The sequence below is a fragment of the Microbacterium sp. NPDC097977 genome, from assembly GCF_040302605.1.
In the GTDB taxonomy this organism is placed as follows: Bacteria; Actinomycetota; Actinomycetes; order Actinomycetales; family Microbacteriaceae; genus Microbacterium.
Genome location: NZ_JBEOUR010000006.1, coordinates 62,384 through 82,724, shown reverse-complemented (window position 1 = coordinate 82,724; position 20,341 = coordinate 62,384). Strand labels below are relative to the sequence as shown.

The 20,341-nt window shown below is 67.8% G+C and carries 21 protein-coding genes and 1 tRNA gene; 14 read left to right on the top strand and 8 right to left on the bottom strand.

Annotated elements, in window-relative coordinates; all coding sequences use genetic code 11:
• Window positions 1–41 precede the first annotated feature (41 nt).
• The gene (locus ABTZ43_RS03030; protein ID WP_350537771.1) at window positions 42–977 is read left to right on the top strand and encodes an NUDIX domain-containing protein; all 936 of its coding nucleotides are present in this window, start codon (window positions 42–44) and stop codon (window positions 975–977) included.
• Window positions 978–1,004: 27 nt separating this feature from the next.
• On the opposite strand, the gene ABTZ43_RS03025 is transcribed toward ABTZ43_RS03030, so the two are convergent.
• Together ABTZ43_RS03025 and ABTZ43_RS03020 are read right to left on the bottom strand one after the other, a co-directional pair.
• Entirely contained in the window at window positions 1,005–1,391 is a 387-nt protein-coding gene (locus ABTZ43_RS03025; protein ID WP_350537770.1) for an RNA-binding S4 domain-containing protein, read from the bottom strand.
• A 64-nt stretch (window positions 1,392–1,455) separates the two neighbouring features.
• Window positions 1,456–1,911 carry a hypothetical protein gene (locus tag ABTZ43_RS03020; RefSeq protein ID WP_149422713.1) on the bottom strand — a complete coding sequence of 152 codons (456 nt, stop codon included), beginning with the start codon at window positions 1,909–1,911 and terminating at the stop codon, window positions 1,456–1,458.
• A 133-nt stretch (window positions 1,912–2,044) separates the two neighbouring features.
• Between ABTZ43_RS03020 and ABTZ43_RS03015 the strand changes: the two genes are divergently transcribed.
• Window positions 2,045–2,121: transfer RNA gene (locus ABTZ43_RS03015), tRNA-Pro, on the top strand.
• 116 nt (window positions 2,122–2,237) lie between these two features.
• Here the strand turns inward: ABTZ43_RS03015 and ABTZ43_RS03010 are convergent.
• Together ABTZ43_RS03010 and ABTZ43_RS03005 are read right to left on the bottom strand one after the other, a co-directional pair.
• Window positions 2,238–2,771 carry a hypothetical protein gene (locus ABTZ43_RS03010; RefSeq protein ID WP_350537769.1) on the bottom strand — a complete coding sequence of 178 codons (534 nt, stop codon included), beginning with the start codon at window positions 2,769–2,771 and terminating at the stop codon, window positions 2,238–2,240.
• Between the two features lie 38 nt (window positions 2,772–2,809).
• Window positions 2,810–3,646: a leucine-rich repeat domain-containing protein gene (locus ABTZ43_RS03005; protein ID WP_350537768.1), complete on the bottom strand. Its 837-nt coding sequence runs from the start codon at window positions 3,644–3,646 to the stop codon at window positions 2,810–2,812.
• 191 nt (window positions 3,647–3,837) lie between these two features.
• Here ABTZ43_RS03005 and ABTZ43_RS03000 point away from each other — a divergent pair, with 191 nt between their 5' ends.
• A complete protein-coding gene (locus tag ABTZ43_RS03000) occupies window positions 3,838–4,272 on the top strand; it encodes a protein-tyrosine phosphatase family protein (RefSeq protein ID WP_350537767.1) in 435 nt (144 codons plus the stop codon).
• A 299-nt stretch (window positions 4,273–4,571) separates the two neighbouring features.
• Here the strand turns inward: ABTZ43_RS03000 and trpS are convergent, their stop codons facing one another.
• Entirely contained in the window at window positions 4,572–5,606 is a 1,035-nt protein-coding gene (gene trpS / locus ABTZ43_RS02995) for a tryptophan--tRNA ligase (RefSeq protein ID WP_350537766.1), read from the bottom strand.
• 186 nt (window positions 5,607–5,792) lie between these two features.
• Here trpS and ABTZ43_RS02990 point away from each other — a divergent pair, with 186 nt between their 5' ends.
• From ABTZ43_RS02990 to ABTZ43_RS02955, 8 genes are all read left to right on the top strand, one after another.
• Window positions 5,793–6,848, top strand: a complete 1,056-nt coding sequence (locus tag ABTZ43_RS02990) for an acyltransferase family protein (RefSeq protein WP_350537765.1) — start codon at window positions 5,793–5,795, stop codon at window positions 6,846–6,848.
• A 96-nt stretch (window positions 6,849–6,944) separates the two neighbouring features.
• Window positions 6,945–7,463, top strand: coding sequence for a hypothetical protein (locus ABTZ43_RS02985; protein ID WP_350537764.1), 519 nt, complete (start codon window positions 6,945–6,947; stop codon window positions 7,461–7,463).
• 837 nt (window positions 7,464–8,300) lie between these two features.
• Entirely contained in the window at window positions 8,301–10,592 is a 2,292-nt protein-coding gene (locus ABTZ43_RS02980; protein ID WP_350537763.1) for an Ig-like domain-containing protein, read from the top strand.
• 172 nt (window positions 10,593–10,764) lie between these two features.
• Window positions 10,765–11,190 (top strand): hypothetical protein, encoded by a 426-nt coding sequence (locus tag ABTZ43_RS02975; protein WP_350537762.1) that lies wholly within the window; start codon window positions 10,765–10,767, stop codon window positions 11,188–11,190.
• A 50-nt stretch (window positions 11,191–11,240) separates the two neighbouring features.
• Entirely contained in the window at window positions 11,241–11,540 is a 300-nt protein-coding gene (locus ABTZ43_RS02970) for a DUF7882 family protein (protein WP_149422722.1), read from the top strand.
• 95 nt (window positions 11,541–11,635) lie between these two features.
• On the top strand, window positions 11,636–11,980 hold the full coding sequence (locus ABTZ43_RS02965) for a hypothetical protein (protein WP_350537761.1): 345 nt from the start codon (window positions 11,636–11,638) through the stop codon (window positions 11,978–11,980).
• A gap of 105 nt (window positions 11,981–12,085) precedes the next feature.
• Window positions 12,086–12,253: a hypothetical protein gene (locus ABTZ43_RS02960; protein WP_188042338.1), complete on the top strand. Its 168-nt coding sequence runs from the start codon at window positions 12,086–12,088 to the stop codon at window positions 12,251–12,253.
• Between the two features lie 369 nt (window positions 12,254–12,622).
• Window positions 12,623–13,012 (top strand): hypothetical protein, encoded by a 390-nt coding sequence (locus ABTZ43_RS02955; protein WP_350537760.1) that lies wholly within the window; start codon window positions 12,623–12,625, stop codon window positions 13,010–13,012.
• A gap of 3 nt (window positions 13,013–13,015) precedes the next feature.
• Here ABTZ43_RS02955 and ABTZ43_RS02950 read toward each other — a convergent pair whose 3' ends face one another.
• The 3 genes from ABTZ43_RS02950 to imuA' are packed head-to-tail and all read right to left on the bottom strand — an operon-like array spanning window position 13,016 to window position 18,806.
• Window positions 13,016–16,477 carry an error-prone DNA polymerase gene (locus tag ABTZ43_RS02950; protein WP_350537779.1) on the bottom strand — a complete coding sequence of 1,154 codons (3,462 nt, stop codon included), beginning with the start codon at window positions 16,475–16,477 and terminating at the stop codon, window positions 13,016–13,018.
• Window positions 16,477–18,015 carry a DNA polymerase Y family protein gene (locus ABTZ43_RS02945; protein ID WP_350537759.1) on the bottom strand — a complete coding sequence of 513 codons (1,539 nt, stop codon included), beginning with the start codon at window positions 18,013–18,015 and terminating at the stop codon, window positions 16,477–16,479. The genes ABTZ43_RS02950 and ABTZ43_RS02945 overlap by 1 nt, the downstream gene beginning before the upstream one ends.
• Window positions 18,012–18,806, bottom strand: a complete 795-nt coding sequence (imuA', locus tag ABTZ43_RS02940) for a DnaE2-dependent mutagenesis accessory factor ImuA' (RefSeq protein WP_350537758.1) — start codon at window positions 18,804–18,806, stop codon at window positions 18,012–18,014. Before imuA' ends, ABTZ43_RS02945 begins: the two co-directional genes overlap by 4 nt.
• Before the next feature lie 133 nt (window positions 18,807–18,939).
• Between imuA' and ABTZ43_RS02935 the strand changes: the two genes are divergently transcribed.
• Genes ABTZ43_RS02935 through ABTZ43_RS02925 form a run of 3 tightly spaced genes read left to right on the top strand, consistent with a single transcriptional unit; the run spans window position 18,940 to window position 20,292 of the window.
• Window positions 18,940–19,410 (top strand): prepilin peptidase, encoded by a 471-nt coding sequence (locus ABTZ43_RS02935; RefSeq protein WP_350537757.1) that lies wholly within the window; start codon window positions 18,940–18,942, stop codon window positions 19,408–19,410.
• Window positions 19,411–19,445: 35 nt separating this feature from the next.
• Window positions 19,446–19,658 carry a hypothetical protein gene (locus ABTZ43_RS02930; protein WP_056418640.1) on the top strand — a complete coding sequence of 71 codons (213 nt, stop codon included), beginning with the start codon at window positions 19,446–19,448 and terminating at the stop codon, window positions 19,656–19,658.
• Window positions 19,651–20,292 carry a CYTH domain-containing protein gene (locus ABTZ43_RS02925; RefSeq protein WP_350537756.1) on the top strand — a complete coding sequence of 214 codons (642 nt, stop codon included), beginning with the start codon at window positions 19,651–19,653 and terminating at the stop codon, window positions 20,290–20,292. The genes ABTZ43_RS02930 and ABTZ43_RS02925 overlap by 8 nt, the downstream gene beginning before the upstream one ends.
• Window positions 20,293–20,341: the final 49 nt, after the last annotated feature.

Below are 20,341 nucleotides of genomic sequence, written 5' to 3'. Positions count from 1 at the left end.
GCGCACGTGCCGATGCCCGGATGCTGTGACAGGCTGAAGGGATGACTGTCGTACCCCCGGAGGCCGGTGAGCCTCGTCGTCCTGGAGGGCCCCGTGACCCCGGCGATGCCTGGGTGGTCGCGCCATCGGGGGAGAGATACTGGGGGCGGTTCGGGGCCGCAGGATTGCTCGCCTACGATCCCGCCCGAGGCATCCTGCTCCAGCACCGTGTCGCATGGAGCCACTTCGGCGGTACGTGGGGTCTCCCCGGGGGAGCCATGCACGAGGGCGAGAGCGCGATCGTGGGCGCCGTGCGAGAGGCGCAGGAGGAGGCGGGAGTGCCTGACGGTGCCGTGCGTCCTCGCTTCACCAGCGTTCTCGACCTCGACGTGTGGTCGTACACGACGGTGATCGCCGACGTCGTGCGGCCGTTCGACCCGGTGATCAGCGACCCCGAGAGCGTGGCGCTCGAATGGGTTCCCGTGAGCGACGTCGATTCGCTTCCGCTGCATCCCGGGTTCGCGGGAGCGTGGCCGACTCTGCGGACTCTTCTCGACGTGCGGCCCGCGCTGGTGGTGGATGCGGCCAATGTCGTCGGGGCGGTGCCGGACGGCTGGTGGAAGGACCGGGCGGGGGCGACAACTCGTCTCGCGTCGCGCCTCGACGGACTCGCCGTCCCGGCGGGAGAGCTGGGGATCGGGGGAACCGTCTGGTTCCCCGAGCTCGCTCTCGTCGTCGAAGGTCGCGCTCGGGGTGCGGAGGCCCCGACGCCCGACGACACCGCGGAGCTGCTGCCTGCCGCCGTCGTGTCCGTCGTCGAGGCCGCCGGTGCGGGCGATGACGCGATCGTGGCGGAGGTCGACCGTCGTGTCGGTGACGGCCAGCGCGTGATCGCGGTGACCAGCGACCGTGAGCTGCAGTCCCGAGTGCTCGCTGCGGGCGCAGCGGGCGTGCAGACCGCGGGGTGGCTGCTGCGTCTTCTCGACGGCACGCACTGAGGGACTCGAGCGCTCGTGCCGGCTGAGCTATCCGCCGAAGATGCTGTCGTCCCCGGACGCGCGAGCACGGAGCTTGTCGATGTCGCGGCGCTCCCGTTTCGTCGGACGCCCGGCGCCTCGGTCGCGTAGACCGAGCGCGGCCTGCGGCTCCCGCTCGGGGGTGCGGTCTTCGTACGCGAGGGCAGCAAGAGGCGCACCGACGCGCTTGACGAGCAGCTGGCGCACGAAGAGGATGCGATCGAAGCCCGCGATCCTGATCCGCAGCTCGTCACCGATCTTCAGGTGCTGCGCGGCCTTCACCTTCTCGCCGTTGACCCGTACATGCCCCGCGCGGCATGCGGTCGTCGCGGCGGAGCGGGTCTTGTAGACCCGAATCGCGCAGAGCCAGCTGTCCACGCGCGCGGCGTCGGCCATCAGCGTGCTCGCCTTCGCATCGGAACTCCCGCGGCGGCACGGGGGAGAACGGGATCGGCGGCGCTCAGGATTCCACCGTGACCTGAGTGATCTGGCCGTCGGCGCCGAGATGCACGGCGGGCCAGTAGCCTTCGGGGAAGTGCTCGCCGCAGGTGTCGATCAGGTGCAGCACGATCGTGCCGTCGGCCGACGCCTCGAGCGTCTCGAGAGCGAGATCGGATGCGGCATCGTCGAGCTCATGCTGCTCGGGTGTGCCGGTGCTGAACGCCACGACGACAGCATCCGAGGCCAGCCGTCGCAGCACCCCGAGCGCGGCGATCGTCTCATGCACGTGCGGGAGCAGTGCGCGCGCCTCGTCGACGGTCGTCCCCTCGATCATGAGATCGAGAGGCGCTCCGTCGACGACGGTGCCGCCCGCATACCAGTCATGTTCGAGGACGGTGCCGTCGGTCAGCTCGGTCGTCGCTCGCGTGAGCGTTCCGAGTTCCGCGTCATCGATGGTCGGATGCTCGTCGCTCATGTCTCCACGCTAGTCGTCGAGCGGGAACATCACACCGGTGAGATGGAGACGTGCCCGAGCGTACGCTCGGTTCGCGGAGCGCGACGGAGTGGGGCTAAGATAGGGGAGTTGCCTGCGCGAGAGTGCAGAACAACGGGCTGTGGCGCAGCTTGGTAGCGCACTTGACTGGGGGTCAAGGGGTCGCAGGTTCAAATCCTGTCAGCCCGACCAAAGATAGGCCCGGACACTCGCAAGAGTCTCCGGGCCTTCTGCATGTGCGAGGGTCCCGACCCCCTCCGCAGCCCCTCCGAAGTCGTGCGACCACAGTCAGTCCGCCGACCCGAGAGTCAGTGGCCCGGCCCCGTGTCAGGGATGCTGATCGCATCGAACAGCAGCCCGTCGATGACATGGTCGAGTCGGGCAGGACACGAGATGATGTGCGTCAGCAGATCCTCGAAATGCGAGAAGACGACGACCGCTTCTTCGAACTCGGGCTCCGCTCCATGGACGACTGCTCCATCGTCTCGCACGGCCAGATACTCGTATCCGTTGCGCACGGAGAGCAGCAGGGGGAGGTGGCGCGTCCAGAAACGGGAGACCGCGGCCGCCTCGTCATCCGTTGTCGCAGCCTGGAGGCTCAGCTGTTCGTACTCGTTCCACGCGAACGCACCGTCCGCGCCCGTCGAGTAATCGTCGCGGGACAAGAACCACACCGTCTCATCTACATTCGCGAGCAGTGAGAACGAGGACGCCCAGCGGATCACCGTGTCGGGTGCTGTGCGCAGCGGGAAGGGAGCACCGTCGCCCGTGGACGTAGGCGGCTCATACGTCCACCCGGCGTGTTGCAAGCATCCGGTGGCCGTTCGGAAGAGCTCCGTCATGGTCCCCAGGCTACCGAGCAGTCTCTCTGGGCACACGGTCACCAGGTCGCGCCCGTGTTGACCCATTCCAGTGTCGACAGCTTCGCCTCGATCGTCTCGAGGCCGATGGTCCCGCATCCGACCAGGGTGAGCCTGCGCAGTCGGGGAAGGTCGTTGATGGCGGCGATGCCGGTGATCTTCTTGCAGTACTGGATGTTCACGATCTCGAGTCGCGCGAGAGCGGCCAGCTCCGAGATGTCACCCAGAGAGGTGAGGTTCTTCAGGCGCAACGACTCCAACCCGGGGAGCACGCGGATCCCGGTGAGGCTCGTGAGCGTGCGTCCACCGATCAGCCCGAGGCGGCGAAGCCCGACGGGTTCGACGAGACGGAAGATCTGCTCGTCCGTGGGTACGTTCAACAGGTTCAGCTCTTCCAGCGGCAGCTCGAGTGCCTGCCGCACATTGTTCAGAGATCTCTGCGGGTAGAGGGAGAGCGTGCGGAGCCCGGGGAAGTGCTCGTTCTTGAAGCGGAAGGGTTCGCCGACGTAGAGGGTCTTCAGGTTCGGCACCACCACATTCGGCCACACCAGGGTCCGATCGCCGATCTGCACCGAGAGCTCTTCGAGACTCTCAGGGAGGTCGCCCTGCCGCAGTTCCGTGACGATGGTGGGGAGGACCCTCCCCGGGCCGATGCTCAGAGTCTTCAGATTCGGCATCGCGGTGATGATCTCGGGGAGACGATCGATGGGACCGTCGAGGGGAGACCACAGGTGCACATCGGTGACGCGTGACAGCTGGTCGGCGTCGTAGGGCTGGTCGTAGAACACGAGGTCTCTGTCCGGAAAGTCGAACTGGTCCTTGTGTGCACTGTGCAACACCATGGTCCGCGTGCTCATGAGCCCCCCTCCGTTCACCCGTGACGTCGCGGACTGTCGTCCACGCCACGCACCTCAGATTAGCGGCGCGTGCTGTCGTCGTTCCTGCCGCGCCTGCACACGCTTCCCCCGCGTCCCGGTCGTCGCGATGACCCGGGTGCCACGGTGACGTGGTGCCTAGGGCGGGGAGACTCCGATGAGACGATGGAGCCATGGAACAGTGGCCGGCCGACCTGGACGGTGTAGTGACGTTGCCCAGCGGTCGGCGCGTGCGAGGGCGCGCGCTGCGAGCCGGGGCCGTCAGCCACGACGAAGCGGCCGACTTCGGGGTGTACCTCACTGCACGCCCGCATGAGGAGTCCTGGGAGTCGCTGTGGGTCGCGTGGCCGGACTTCCGTCTGCCCAGAGCTCCATCGGACGCGATCTCCGCGCTTCGGGATGCCTACGATCGATCCTCCGCCGAGAGAGTGGAGATCGCGTGCGGGGGAGGTGTGGGGCGCACGGGAACGGCCCTCTGCATCCTTGCCCGTTTTGACGGCGTGCCGGCCGATGAGGCTGTGGCCTGGATTCGCACCGCCTACCGGCGCGGCGCGGTCGAAACTCCTCGGCAGCGCAAGTTCGTACGCGACGCCCGTCTGCCACTCTGACCTGCGCGATCCGATCCGTATCCGAGACTCAACGGAATCGGATCCCTGTTCGTGAGGGGATTGCCGAACCACCACCGATGGATCGGTGCTGGCGTGCTCATCACGGTGATCGGGGCAGTCTGCTGACGAACGGGCGCCCGAGGCACGTTCTCGGATGCGGCTCGGGTGCAGGGGGATGCCGCACTGGCGCTGTCCGACCTCGGTCTCTTCGCATCCGACGATCCCGCCGCCGCACGGACGGTCATCGACGGACTGCGAGGCTTCATCGAGAGTATGGAAACGGCCTCTCGTTCACCGCGTCAATAGAGCATGCCCATCGCGGCTCGCACCTCGTGGAGGGTGTCGGCGGCGATGCTCTGCGCCCGCTCGTTCCCTTCGCGGAGCACCGCTGCCGCGTCGCCGACGGTGAGCTCTGCTCGTCGCGCACGGTGCTCGGCCAGGAAATCGTTCACGGCGTCGATGGTGAGGGTCTTCAGCGCCCCGGCTCCGGCGTCTCCCACCTCGTCCGCGAGCTCGCCCGGGTCGCGGCCCAGGATGATCGCGGCGGTCGTGAGCAGGCCGGACACCTCAGGACGGTTCTCGGGGTCGTAGGTGATCGAGCGCTCGGAGTCGGTGCGCGCTCGCCGGATGACGGTGGCGGTCTCATCGGCCGTCATCCCCAGTGCGATCGCGTTGCCGTAGCTCTTGGACATCTTGCGGCCGTCGAGGCCCGGAAGCTCGGGTGCCTCGGTGATGAGCGCTGCCGGCTCCGGGAAGACCTCCCCGTAGCGCTCGTTGAAGCGGCGCGCGATCGTGCGAGTGACTTCGACGTGCGGCAGATTGTCCTTCCCTACGGGGACGAGAGTGCCCTTGCAGAAGAGGATGTCGGCGGCCTGGTGCACGGGGTAGGTGAGCAGCAGTCCGCTCAGCGCACGGCCGGATGCCGCCAGCTCCGCCTTCACCGTGGGGTTGCGGTGCAGCTCGGCCTCGGTGACGAGACTGAGGAAGGGGAGGAGAAGCTGGTTGAGGGCGGGAACGGCCGAGTGGGTGAAGATCGTCGACGACTGCGGATCGAGACCGGCGGCGAGATAGTCGAGCACGGCCTCGTAGACGTTCTCGCGGATGTTCCCCGCGACGTCTCTGTCGGTGATGACCTGGTAGTCGGCCAGGATCACGAAGGTCTCCACCCCGAGCGACTGCAATCGGACACGCTCCCGCACCGTGCCGAAGTAATGCCCGAGATGCAGCCGTCCCGTGGGGCGCTCTCCGGTCAGCACCCGGAACTGTTCGGGGTGCGCGGCGATCCGAGCGCGCAGCTCGGGCATGCGTTCGGCGGTGGCGTTGAATGAGTCCATGTCTGCTCCTGGATCGAGGAGCTGCACGGACGTGGGGTGCCGCGATGGTTCGCGGGCTGCCGTGCAGCCCGCGCGTGAATGCGTTATGGCTGCGGACGCAGCCACCACCACGAAGAAACGGTGAAACGCATGCGCTCACATTAGCGGAAGAGCCGCATCCTGCCCCTGATCGAGTACTGTCACCCTGTGACCGCGAGGAAGCTGGCCTATACGCCTGCCTTGGACGGCCTCCGCGCCGTGGGGGTCCTGTTCGTCATGGCCCTTCACGGCGCCAAGCCGTTCTTCGTTCCAGGCGCGTTCGGCGTGGACATCTTCTTCGTCCTGTCGGGCTTCCTGATCACCACGATCCTCTGGTACGAGCACGAGAAACTGGGCAGGCTCCGACTGCGGCGGTTCTACCTGCGCCGCTTCATCCGGCTGTACCCGGCGCTGCTCGCGACCCTTGCCGTCACGATGATCTTCGGGCTCACTCTCGACCCGGACCGGCGCGGGTTCCTCATCCACACGATCGGATCCGCGCTCTACCTCTCGCCGGTGACGGATGCCCGCTACGGGTCGCCGATGTTCCACGGCCATATGTGGAGCCTCGCCGCCGAGGAGTACTTCTACCTGGTGTGGCCGCTGCTGCTGATCCTGATGATGCGTCTTCGGCTGTCGTGGAAGACGATGGCGGCGTTCATGATCATCCTCGGACTGGGAATGAACGCCGTCCGGGTGTACGCGGCCTTCACGACGGGCGCAGGTCTGCCCCTGTATCGCATGGGCGGTATCGCCATCGGGTGCGGCGTCGCGATCATCATCGCGGAGACCGACTGGCGGGGGAACCCGATCCTCAACTCGCTCATCGGCGTCGCCGGCATCGCGGCCGCCTGGGCGATGAGCGGCCCTAAGATCCTCGAATCCTTCGCCCCGGTGTGCATCGCGGTCGGCACGACCGGCATCATCTATGCGGTGTGCAGCGGTCGGCGCTGGTGGCTGCAGCGGATGCTCGAGCTCAGACCGGTCGTCTACATCGGCAAGGTCTCGTACGAGCTGTACCTCTGGCACGTGCCCATCCTCATCGCGGCGGCGACGTACCTGCATGTCAACCGCGTCGACGTCTGGTGGTGGGTGTACCCGATCGTGTTCGTGGTCGCCGCGGCCACGCATCACGCCTTCGCCCCGCTGCAGAAGCGCCTCCGAACGTTGACGGATCGGATCGGCGCCGACAAGCGCGTACGCGCCGAGGAGCCGGTCTCCTAGCGGGAGCGGAACCCCGCCGAGCATCCGCCTCTTCGGCCCTGGATGTGCGCGGACGGAACTGTGAACGCGCCCAGTTTCGGGGCGTAACGTCCGTGTATGAACACACAACTGAAGATCGCGGGGCAAAGCTCCGAACTGCTGGGTCTGGGGTCCATTCTCATCGGGTCGCTTCCTGCGACGCTGATGACGGGAGACGCGCCGGACCGGTACACCGTGGAAGCGGTGTTCACGCGCAAGACGGATCGCGACGAGGTGGCCGCGATCCAGGGCAGCGCAACGCGTGCCTACCTGTCGGCCCACGGGTACTCGACTGTCGAGTTGCGCGTCGCCGATCGTCGTCTGGAGATCGCGAACACGAATCTTGAAGAGCTCCGAGATGGGCTCGCCGCCAGGATCGCGGAACGACTGGCCGAGATCTCCGTCGGGATCACTGCGGCTCGCGAGGTCGCCGCTCACCTCTTCCAGGACGCCTCGCAGCGGGAACAGGTACGCGCCGCAGCGGTGGCCGCCCTGGCCGGATCCGTGTCGTTCGCACGACGCGCCGCTGCGGATGTCTCGGACGACGACGCGCGGATAGAGGACTGGTTCGAGGAGGGTGGCTCTCTGCGCCCGTAGACGTCTCAGACGGATCGAAGGCGGGGTGATGCTTTCGGGGGATCGAGCGTAGGGTGCGGATCAGAGCGCGAATACACAGGCCCTGGGGTGGCTCACCGGTATCGCTCTACGCGGGGGCTCTTGCCTCGCGGTTCATCCGTACCCGCTCGGCGAGAGCCCTTCAGTCGTTCGACCAGTACCAGGTGCGTCCGCCGTCAGTGCGGGACCCCAGCCCGCGGCGGGCGCACCGTTGAACCGAACGCCGACGGGTCCCGGCAGTTCTTGCTACGCGGCGCAGAGGTCTCACAGGTGTCGCCCTCGACAGAGGCATCCGGCGTAGGGCCACTTTCGACATCAATGAGGGTACGCCTACGCGCCGTCATCCACCATGGGATATGCACCCGGGCACATCGGACGTACCATCGCCGACGAGAGCGCGCACTGGCCACGGTCTGGGGGCCGCGTCGGGGCCGCTCCGGTCGGGGGACTCTTCCTCAACACGGTCACAGATGATCCGGTGAGAGAGAGTCCCTCCGCTGTTCCCTTCGCGGTTGAACCCTCATTCAGAGGTTTAGGCTTCTCGAAGATGTGCAGTCCGGTGCGCCCGTGACGAGCGAATCCCGCCCTGAGCTCACCCGCGGCTTCGCACAACGTTCAGTGGTGAATCGCCCTGGTCGCTGGGTTCCGCTCTGACAGGAGGAAGGAAGACCGCCCGAGGGGTAAACGTTATCTGTGAAAACCCTGGGAGAGAGGTTGTCGTTTCCTGAATATTGATATGTTTGGCGGCGTTGTCCGTCTATCGACCCAGGGGATTCGAAAATAGTGAAAAATACGAAACGTCGGTGGCTCACAGGCGCCGTGGCGACCATCGGAGCAAGTGCTCTGGCTCTCGGAGGGGCTGTCATTCCGGCTGCGGCCGATGACGTGCAGGATGGACCGGTTGAACTCCAGTCCTCCGCATCCAAGTACGACGTCGCGGCCGCCCAGTCGGGCACTTCCGCCGCGGAGATCAAGAACCAGGAGGAAGCCGGTCTCATCAGCGTGACCGACAAGGGCTTCTTCTACTTCAACGACCAGGCCCACGAGTCGCAGAGCCTTCGCACGCTCGCGCTCCCCGCGGCTCCTGAAGGCGCTGCGATCCCCGGCACTCCCGCCGCCGGATCTCGCCCCGGGGCACCCGTGACGGTCTACCTCGACTTCGACGGCGAGACCCTCGAGGGCAAGCACTGGAACACCGATTCCGGTATTGCTTCCCTGGCTTTCGCTCCCGCCGCTGCCGTCACCGACCGCGCTGCCGTCTGGGCCGCTGTGGCCGAGGACTACGCACCGTTCAACGTGAACGTCACGACGACGCGTCCGAGCGACGAGGCTCTCTACAAGACGTCGCAGGACGACAACGTGTACGGCTCGCACGTCATCATCACCGACTCGTACGACGAGGTCCTCCCCGCTGCCGCAGGCAACGGTGGAATCGCCTGGCTCGGCGGCACGGGATCCGAGTACCTCAGTGGCGCGCTCGTGTTCACCGAGGGAACCGGTGGCTCCCCGAAGGCGATCGCTGAGATCGCCGCGCACGAGTCCGGTCACAACTTCGGTCTCGAGCACGACGGCATCAGCGGTGCCGGCGGCGGCGAGTACTACGCCCCCGAGGACGGCGTGTGGGGAACGATCATGGGCGCTGCCTACTACGTTCCCGTCTCGCAGTGGTCGGCCGGCGCCTACGCCGGAGCCACGAACGACCAGGACGACCTCGCCACGATCGCCGATCGCTCGGCAGGCGGCCCGCTCTTCGTCAACGCGACGCTCCCGGACGGAACCCCGTACACCGGAAGCAGCGTGTGCCTGCCTGCCGGCAGCACGGCCAACCCGAGCAACCCGCAGCCCGGCGACGTCATCTTCGCCGTCGGCGTCAACGGAGACTGCAACCCGGCCGGAGACCAGCTCACGCTGAACTTCACGTGGACTGACCGTGCGGACTACGCAGCGGACACCGTCGGCAACGACCGTGCGAACGCGCAGGCACTCGACAACGCGGCGGGCACCTTCGGGGCCGCAGCCGTCATCGAGAGCAACTCCGACCTCGACGTCTTCGCCGTCACGACCGCCGGTGGCGAGCTCACCGCGAACGTCCAGGTCGCGAACATCTCGCCGAACCTCGACGCGAAGCTGAGCGTCGTCGACGCCTCGGGCGCTGTCCTTGCGGAGAGCAACCCCGAGTCCACGCGCACCTCGGACACCGTCGCGGCCGGCCTCAACGCCTCCGTCACGCTGCCGAACCTCCAGGCCGGGGTCTACTACCTCGCCGTCGAGGGCGTCGGAGCGGGCGACCCCGCAACGGCGACCGCGCTGAACGCCAACGGATACGACGCATACGGCAGCCTCGGCAACTACACCCTCTCGGGTGCAGCTGAGCCGTTCGCCTCTGCTCCGCTCGTGATCCTGACCCCGGAGGACGGCTCCGCTGTCACCGGTGGCGAGGAGATCGACGTCACCGGAACCGCGACCCCCGGCGCGACCGTCACTCTCTCGGTGGGCGGCGCTGTCGTCGACACCGTGACCGCCGACGGCGCGGGCGCATGGTCCGGCAACGTGACCGTGAACCAGTACGACGCAACGGAGATCGTGGCCGCACAGACCGTCGGCACCATCGCGATCCCCGGCACCACCTCGGTGACCGTCGTCGCTCCGGCCGCACCGATCGCGGCTCCCGCGATCACGTCGCCGACCAACGGCGCGACCACCGACGACTCCACCCCGACCATCTCGGGTACGGGTGTCGCTGGTGCGACCGTGACCGTGACGGTGCGCAACGCGGCCGGTGGCGAGCTCGTCGGTCAGGCGACCGTCGCAGCAGACGGCACCTGGTCGCTGACCCTCACCACGGCTCTCGTCAACGGCGAGTACGTCGTCTCCGCGGTGCAGACGCTCGCGGGTGAGACCTCGGTGAGCAGCGCAGCGGTGACCTTCACGGTCGCTGCGGCTCCGCCCACCGGCAACAACAACGACGGTGACAACACGGACGGCAACCTCGCCACGACCGGTAGCGACTTCGACGCCGCTCCGTTCGTCGGGGGAGCAGCCCTGCTGCTGCTGATCGGCGCCGGCGTGCTGGTGTACGCCCGTCGTCGGAGCTCCTCCGTCGAGGCATGATCGGTGTCAGGTCACGATCGCGGCTGACGCTCCGGTCGTGACCTGACCACCACGGGGTGAGGATCGAGTATCGATCCTCACCCCGTTTCGTCTTTCTCGCTGTCAATACGGTGAGACCGTTTCCCTTCTGAGCGGAACAGTGGTTCGCTGGAGGGGATGGAGGAGGGTACCCATGTCCGAGACAGCAGAACAGTCCAGCCGACGCCCTGTGCTCGCCGTCGCCGTGGTGGCGGTGGTGCTCGTGGTGATCGCCGTGATCGTCGGAATGCTCATGACGAATCCGGGCCCCGGCGGCACGGCCGTGCCATCCTCCGAGCTGACGGAGACGCCCGCATCCACGACCGGCCCCACCGGGTCCGGCACCTCTGACGACGAAGGCGGAGAAATGACACCTGGACCGGCATTCGGAACATTCCTCCCCGAGTCGATGGGCGGCGAAGCGGCGATCGACGAGCTCGGCGACCGGATCTCCGTCGTCGCCCAGCGGAACAACAAGACGGTCGAAGAGCTGAGCGAGCTCCTTCTGCGTGACCGGAGCGCCCAGATCTCTCCTGAAGGCTTCATCGTCTACAAGGACAGCTTCGACAACGCAGGCTGATCCGTCGTCAGGCATGTCATGATCGGCCTGAGTGACGTAATCTGGGCGACATGGGAAGACTCGAGTACAACAGTTCGCGGCCCCCGATCGAAGTGGAAGACGAGACTCTCGCTCACCTCAAGGTCGTGATCGCGACGAAGCTTCGTCGCCAGGAGAGCTTCATGATGACGTGGCCGGCGGGCGCAGCCGGTGCCGATCATCACAGCCGGCTCACCGTCTGGATGCACCCGAGCATCCCGCTCATCATCGAGATCGATACCGAGAAGTCGCCCTCGCTCGATCCGCACCGCATCGAGCGCATGATGGGCAACCTGAACAGTCGCGGAGAGCTGATCCTCGACGACCTCTGAGTGGCGCGTGGGGCGACGGACGCGTCCACTACGCACGCGCGTCGCGGCCTGTCAACCCGGCCGAGACTTCTCCCGGGCGGTGAGAGGCTGAGTGCATGAAACTCGTCTCCTACGCCGGACAGCAGCTCGTGACGACCGACGATGTCGCCGACGCGTTGGTGGAGCTCGCCGCGGCGATCGCCAGCGACGGTGATTCTCAAGCTCTGCACATCCCGATCGTCATGGACGGGGAGAAGGACTGCGCAGACCTGATCGTCGGCGTCGGGAACGACCTGCTGGTCGGCCCGCAGTCCTCGAAGGGCGATGACCCCGACTTCTCCGTGGAGGCGGAACAGCTGCGGCAGCACCGGCTCTATCCCCGTCGTGGGAGCGATGACGAGGCGGATGACGTCGACACGGATTCCGCCTTCTTCGATTACGGTCTCGACCACGACTTCTGAGTCGACGCCGCGACGCGAAGGGTCCCGCGTCATGCCTCCTGCGTCAACCCCCTCCGGCGAAGGGTCGTCGGCGCGTAGCGTCGGCCGTCAGACGAAGGAGATGTGATGAGCGATCTGCAGAACACCCACGGTACGGCCGGCGCTGGCGAGGAGGCGGACACTGCCTCCGGCGGTGCGCCCGACGAGTCGACATCCACGAGCACCGACGAGATCATCGAGGACGAGACCACCGACGAGGACGGCAAGCCTCTGGAGAACCCGTCCGGCGGGTGAGCGTCATCCGGGAATGCCGCAAGGCCCTCATCTGCCCCGTGCGGATGGAGGCTTTCGCGTGAGACCTCAGAACGTCTGCGCGCTGCGGTCGTCGTGCGCGGCGATCCCTGGTTGCCCTCCCGAGTGCCCAAACCCCACTTTGGATCGCTCGAGAGGGCTCACCGTCCTTCCCGGACGGTAGGGGAGGCGGCGAAGAACTTCGCTGCTCTCTCGACTGATATCCCCAGATGTTCAGCCGGTAGCCCCCGCTACTCCTTGCAGAATATCGCGAAAATGTCTTGTCCGCCATTTGGGGGACAAAGAAATCTACGAATGTTTCTTCCCGGTTTGAGGCTTGCCCTGAGAGGGTCGACTCATAGAGTGGGGGGCATGGACAGAAAGCTCGTCGTGAACGCGCATATCGCCATCGCTCGGGGCCATCGCATCGAGGTGACGGAGCGCATCGACGAGCTGACGGGGGAGTCCGGAATCCTCTCGGTCCTCGATCTCGACAGTGGAATCCGGTACCGCAGCGTCGAAGAGCCGGACAGCGAGATCGTCCACTGGACGGGTCACGTCGTGGACTGCACGGTCGTCATCGGCGGACGGGGTTCGCACACGTCGCTCACCGTCGCGGCGGACTCCGAACGGGGCGGGTCGACGGGTGCGCGGGTGGCACTTCACGCCGCGGATGCCGCCGTCGATGCGGCGAAGGCCGAAGCGGACCGGTGGGGTGGCGGCGATCGGCTGCCCGAACCCGAGCCCGACCGTTTCTGGTGACGCTCACCGGAAGTCCCTCGAGCGGTGCGTGACACCGGTGCGGAGGTCTTCGAAGGCATCGGCCAGCACGTTCACGACGCCCTCTGCTGAGCGCTCGAGGATTCCACGGATGATGAGAGCCGGGGAGTCCCGCGCCACCCGCTGATAGCGACCCCACACTCCGGTGGAGCAGATCACGTTCACCAGCCCGCTCTCGTCTTCGAGGTTGAGGAAGGTCACCCCCGCCGCCGTCGCGGGGCGTTGCCGATGGGTCACGAGGCCGGCGACCTCGATGCGCCGTCCGGTCTCGTGGTTCTGGAGGTCGGTCGAGGTGAGCACGCCACGATCCCGGAGAAGACCGCGGAAATGGGCCATCGGATGATCGTCGGTGGACACGCCGGTAGCCCACAGATCAGCGGACAGGCGCTCATAGCTGGACTGATCCGCGAACAGCGGAGGCTGCACGGCGACCGTCGTGCCGGGGAGGAAGCGTGAACGGTCTTCGGCTGCGGCTCCGGACAGCCAGATCGCCTCCCGGCGCTGGAGCCCGAGGCATTCGAACGCTCCGGCGGTCGCCAGCGCCTCCAACTGTGCGGCGGTCGCGTCTGTCCTTCGGACCAGGTCGTTCAGATCGCGGAAGAGGCCGCCCGCCTCGCGGGCGGCGACGATGCGCTCGGCCAGTGCCGCGCCGATGCCCCGGACCCCGCCCAGTCCCATGCGTACGGCGTACCCTCCGTCGCGGCGGTGCGCCTCGGACTCATCGGGCGCGGTGCGGTCGAAGCGCGGCACCCGAGGCTGCAGGGGATCGCTGCAGGCGTGCAGCCCCGTCGGTCTCCGCAGGGGAGCGCCCTCGAGGGGTTCGAGGGTCTCTGTCGCAGCGGAGGCGTGCAGGTCTGGGCGCCGGACCTCCACCCCATGGCGACGAGCGTCTGCGGTGAGCGTCGACGCCGAATAGAAGCCCATCGGCTGCGACCGCAGCAGACCGGCGAGGAAGGCCGCCGGGTAGTGCAGCTTGAGCCATGAGCTCGCATAGACGAGAAGAGCGAAGGACAGCGAGTGGGATTCGGCGAAACCGAAGTTGGAGAAGGCCTGGATCTGCGCGTAGATGCGATCGGACTGATCAGCGGACAGCCCTCGTCTCGACATCCCGGCGTAGAGCTTGTCTCGGACCTTCTCGATCTTCTCGAGTCCGCGCTTGGAGCCCATCGCCCGTCGCAGCAGGTCGGCTTCGTCTGCGGTGCAGTCGCCGATGGCGGTCGCCATCTGGATCAGCTGCTCCTGGAAGATGGGGATGCCCAGGGTTCTCTCGAGGATCGGCGTGAGGTCGACATGCGGATACGGGATGTCGAGCACCACAGGCTCCTCGCCCCTGGCGGCCCTGGCGAGGTTCTCCTCGTCGAGGGCGTCCTTCGCCATCTTGCGGCGGACGAACGGATGCACGGCGCCGCCCTGGATGGGGCCGGGGCGGATGAGCGCGATCTGGATCGCGAGGTCGTAGAAGGCTCGGGGCTGCAGCCGGGGGAGGAGGCCGATCTGCGCGCGCGATTCGACCTGGAAGACGCCGATCGAGTCGGCGCGGCAGAGCATGTCGTAGACCGCGGTTTCTTCTTTGGGGAGGGTCTCGAGGGTCCATCGTTCGCCGGTGGCGTCGTCGATGAGGTCGAAGCAGTGCTGGAGTGCGGCCAGCATGCCCAGACCCAGCAGGTCGAACTTCACCAGGCCCATCCAGGCGGCGTCGTCCTTGTCCCACTGGATGACGGTGCGATTCTCCATCCGTGCATGTTCGACGGGCACCACCTCGCCGACCGGACGTGCCGTGAGCACCATGCCACCGGAGTGGATGCCGAGGTGACGCGGAGCCTTCAACAGCTCGCTCGCATAGTCGAGGACGTTCGGCGGGATGTCGTGCTCGTCGGCCACCTCGAGGCCGGTGCTCCAGCCGTCGACCTGCCGCGACCAGGCGTCCTGCTGTCCGGGGGAGTAGCCCAGCGCCCTCGCCATGTCGCGCACGGCGTTCTTCGGACGATACTGGATGACGTTCGCGACCTGAGCCGCACGCTCCCTGCCGTACTCGCGATACACCCACTGGATGATCTCCTCGCGACGGTCGGAGTCGAAGTCGACATCGATGTCCGGCTCCTCGGAGCGCGTGGTCGCGAGGAAGCGCTCGAAGGGAAGCCCGTAGAGGATCGGGTCGACGGCCGTGATCCCCAGGAGATAGCAGACGGCGCTCGCTGCGGCCGAGCCTCGCCCCTGACAGAGGATGCCCCGTCGCTTCGCCTCCGTCACGATGCCGTGCACGATGAGGAAGTACCCGGGGAAGTCCTTCTCTTCGATGACGTCGAGCTCGCGCCCGATCCGGCGGCGCCCGTCGGCATCGAGGTGCGGATACTTCGTCGGTACGGCCTCCCACACCAGGTGTCGCAGCCAGCTCATCGGAGTGTGACCATCGGGCACTTCCTGCCTCGGAAGGGCCGGACGGGCGCGTCGGAGGGAGAACGCGGATGCAGCGGCGAGCTCCAGTCCGTAGGAGATCGCACCGGGATGACGACGGAAGCGCGCCGCCATCTCGGCACCGCTGCGCAGGTGCGCGCCGCCATGAGCGGGGAGCCATCCGTCGAGCTCGTCCATGCTGCGTACGGCGCGGACCGCGGCGACCGCCTCGGCGAGGGACGCGCGCTCGGGTGTGGCGTAGTGCACGTTGTTCGTCGCCACCACAGGGAGCCGCATCTGCCGGGCGAGGTCGGCGAGGGCGTCGTTGCGCCGGGAGTCCTGGGGGTCGCCATGGTCGAAGAGCTCGACGACGACGTGATCCTGACCGAAAAGGTCGACCAGTCGGCGCAGCGGGGTCTGCGCGTCTCCGGCCTCCAGGCCACGACGGACACCTCCCTTGCGGCATCCCGTGAGGATCGTCCAGTGGCCGCCCGACATCGATGCCAGCTCATCGAGGTCGTAGACCGGGCGTCCTTTCTCGCCGCCGCGAAGATGAGCCGCCGTCATCGCACCGGACAGCCGGTGGTACCCCTCGAGCCCGTCGGCGAGTACGAGCAGATGGTCGCCGATGGGGTCGGGGGAACCGCGCTGCGGAGCATCGAGGCCCAGGGAGAGCTCGGCGCCGAACACCGTCTGCACCTGCACGTCCATCAGCTCGGCGACCTCCGCGAAACGGGCGGCTCCGTAGAACCCGTCATGATCGGTGAGGGCCAGCGCGGTGAGACCCAGGCGCTCGGCTTCGGCCAGCAGATCCTCGGGCGAGGACGCCCCGTCGAGGAAGGAGTACGAGGAGTGCGCGTGCAGCTCCGCGTACGGGACCGATTGCTCGGGCCTGCTCACGGTCGTGGGAGCGGTGCGCGTGCGTCGGGTGCTGATGGGACCGGCATCCGGTCGTCTGCCCGGCGGCGTCCCTCCCGTCGGGTAGGGGGACTCCTCGCCGCTCAGCGTGCGTTCCAGCTCTTTCCACGTCTGCGGCGGATTGTGCCAGCCCATCAGCGGTACCGCCCCTCGGCCCACCAGCGATCGCCGGTGCAGAAGACGAGCCATGCCCGATCGTGACCGTCGACGATCTGCAGGCGATGCCCCCGCTTGCCGCCGGTCGCCTCCCATCGACGCTCGTGGATGGGCCATGGCCCCGCCCACGCCTGCACCTCGTCGCCGTCGATGTGCGACGGCGCGGCGGAGAGGGTCCCCCGATCATCGACGAGGAGTGTGCCTCCGTCCGGCGCGAGCACACCGATCGGGCGGGGCGGTCGGAAGACCTCGGCGGGGAGGGGATCGGGAAGGCTTCCCGGCCAGGGGCGGGCAGGGTCGCGAGGTGCGGTCGATCGCTCTCCCCACGGTGTGAGAACCTGCCTGTCGGCGAGCCAGCGCCCACCGGAGAGGGCAGCGGTGACGACGCCCTCATGACCGAGCATCGTCTGCACGCGGGAAATGGCATGGTGCAGGCGCTCGTCTGTCCCGGAACCGAAGAGGCCGGGCTGGTGATGCGCGGCATCGTCGACGGCCACCGGAACGATACGCACCAGAACGATGCCGCCGAAGGCCCGAGCCTCATCGATCGGTGCTTTGGCGGATTCCGCTCCCAGGGCCTCGAGCTGCCAGCGCACCCGGTCGACCAGGTCTGCGGCGTCGAAGCAGGTGGGGTGCAGCCAGGGTCGGGAGAACACCGCACCGTTGTCGTCGACCAGATCGATGCGCACCTCGGTGCACACCACGGAGGCGTCGGCGAGGGCGAGCATGACCGCATCGACGCTCTGTCGCACGGCGAAGGCGACCTGATCCGCTCCGGCGAGGGCGGGTTCGAACTCCACGGAGCGAACGAGCTCCGGGTCCGGCGGTCTCGGCACCACGGGGCGGGAATCGGCTCCGGCGGCGAGAGCGTGCAGACGAGCACCGCGCTCGCCGAAGCGATCGCGCACCTCGATCTCGTCGAGTCCGGCGAAGTCGCCGAGCGTGCGCACCCCCAGCCGGATGAGCAGGCCGGTGATCTGCTCGTCTTTGAGCACCCGCACCGGGAGCGGAGCGAGGAACTCCTTCGCGAGACCCGGCGGTACGACGGTGCGAGGAGTGGGCCCTCGTGCCGCCAACTCGGCGGTGAAGGGGCCGTCGGCGATCCCCACGCGCACTTCGGGGAAGCCGGCCTCGGCGAGGATACCGATCAGGGTGTCCGCGGCCTCCGCCTCGCCGCCGTGATAGCGGGAGATGCCGCGTGCCCGCACCGCGGCGAGGCCCGGACGAAGCAGGGCGACGCCCGGGGCGTGCTTCTCGATGAGCTGCAGGACCGGGAGGAAGGCTCTTTCATCGCGAGCGACATCGTGCGGAAGCACACGCAACGAGGAGATGTGCCCCTGCGCCACGCGACGACGCTGGCCTGCGCGCACGCCGTGCTCCCGCGCCGATGCGGTGCAGGCGATGACCGTGTTCGCATGCACCAGGGCCGTGGGCGGATGCGGTGGCGGCCCACCCAGAGCGGCACGGAGGGGCCAGTCGGGGAACCACAGCACCATGGTGCGGAGAGGGGCCGTCATCCTGCCACCGCCAGGGGCGGGTACTCGTGCGGCTCGGTGCGGTCGCCGCGCAGCCCTGCACGCGCGGTCATCTCGGCGATGGGCGAGGCGGTCTTCTCGATCGGCAGCTCTTCGACCGCGCCATGGGTGCCGGGCAGTCGCACCCTCACACTCGTGGGCTGAGGGGTGTGCCTCGTCTGCGCCGTGACGGTCGCGGTCGACCCCTCGATCAGCCCCCAGCCCTCGCCGATGCCGAGCCACTGCTGGTCATGGAGTCGGATGGTGCCCTCGCTCTGCGGCCAGACTCCGGATTCGGCGGATTCGGCGACGAGGAGCGTACTGCCTCGGTCTCTGAGGCGAGCGCTCAATCGCGACACGTCGGCGTCTCGCGCCCGGCCTCGCGGTTGCACGGCGATGAGGGGCACGACCTCGGCGAGTGCGGAGGTCACGGCGAGCCAGCGGTCGCCCGGATCGGGCACGAGGATCAGTCGGGGCAGTTCGATGCCGAAGGCCGCAGCGGCCTCGACCCCCAGCGTCGGCATGCCGACCACCGCGCACCAATGTCCCTTCCGCGACGAGGCCGCGAGCAGCGAGAGGACCAGGCTGGGCGAGGGGGAGACGGTGTAGGCCGTCCCGGTCTGCAGGCCTTCGTCGGGGAGAAGGGTGGAGAACACCGGCTCGAGAGGGAGCAGGGGATGCTCGCTGCGTCGGCGCTGCATCCGGCTGATCTCGCGGCGCAGCCGAAGAACCTCTCCGGCGCGAGAGTCGCCGCCCGGAGAGAGCGCGGTCACCGCATCGAGCCCGATCCCCATGGTTCCATCCTCGAAGATATGTACTAATAAATCAACTGGAGTAGTCGACGATAGTTCGAACCTCCGACATCGGCGCGAGACGTTATCCACACCCCGCGCTCGCCGCACCTCGTGGTCTCCTAGCCTTCCGGGCATGGATCTCCGCACCGCCGTCGTCGTGATCGTTCATGTCGCCCTCTTCGCGGTGGGCTGCAGACTGGTCGCCATCGACATCCGCAGCCATCGGCTGCCCGACCGGATCGTGCTCCCCACCCTGGCCGTCCTCGTCGTCCTCGTGGCGGTCGACGCCGCCGTCGCGGGGGAGAGCGGGACGACGGTCAGATCCCTGCTGGGGATGCTGATCCTCGGCGGCTTCTACGCGGTGCTCCGTGCACTCAGCCGACAGGGGATCGGCGGGGGAGACGTCAAGCTCGCGGCCGTCATCGGGCTGACTCTCGCATGGCACGGCTGGCAGGCGCTCGCCGTGGGCGCGGCATCCGCCTTCGTGATCGGTGCGTTGTATGCGATAGGGCTGATGGTGCTGCGTCGGGCCGACGGAGCCACGCGGATCGCCTTCGGGCCGTGGATGATCCTCGGCGCGCTTCTCGGCATCATCGCGCGGTGAGCTCCGATCCGCGGCTGCGGGGATAGCATGAGGACATGGCACTCGCACGACTTCACGGCGGCCCGCTCGACGGGCAGATCATTCCTCTCGGCGACGCGGACGACAAGCTGATCGTCCCCTACAGCGAGACCCAGGTGGTGTACAACCGTCGCGGCGACGCGCAGAACACCGGCGACACCGACGGCCCCACCGAGGTGGACTACTGGTTCGACGAATCCCTCGAGGAACTCACCCCCTCGGATGACTGAACCGGGCGCTCCGCAGTCGGGCGACGTCCCGTCACGGGTCGTCGAGGTCGAGCGCAAGTACGACGTCGACGCCCGCACGCCGTTACCGCAGTGGAGCGACCTGCCCGGGGTCACCGCGGTGTCCGAGGGAGAGGTGCGCGAGCTCGACGCGCGCTACCTCGACACCGATGACGCCGCACTGTCCCGCGCGGGAGTCGCTCTGCGCCGGCGAACCGGAGGCCCCGATGCCGGATGGCACATCAAGGGCCCCCGCGAGGGAGATGGCAGAGTCGAGATCGGCTGGCCGCTGGGCGACGACGACCGCGTCCCCGATGCGGTGACCTCGACCCTGTCGCAGTGGACCACGGAGCCGCTGTCACCGCTCGCCCGGATCGAGAACACCCGCACCGCGTACCTGCTCACCGGAGACGCCGGGGTGATCGCCGAGTTCGTCGACGACCGGGTCCGCGCGACGGACCTCCGACAGGACGTCCGTCGCGAATGGCGCGAGTGGGAGTTCGAACTGGGGCCCGCCGCTCCCGCCGATGAGGCAGGACGTGACGCGCTGTTCGCCGCTGTCGAGTCGGCGGTCGCGGCCGCAGGCGGGCGCGAGGCGGCATCGGGGTCGAAGCTCGCCCGTGCTCTGGGTTTCTGACACGCGCCGCAAGCCCCTTCTCGGCCCGGACGGAATCGTGCTTGAGTGA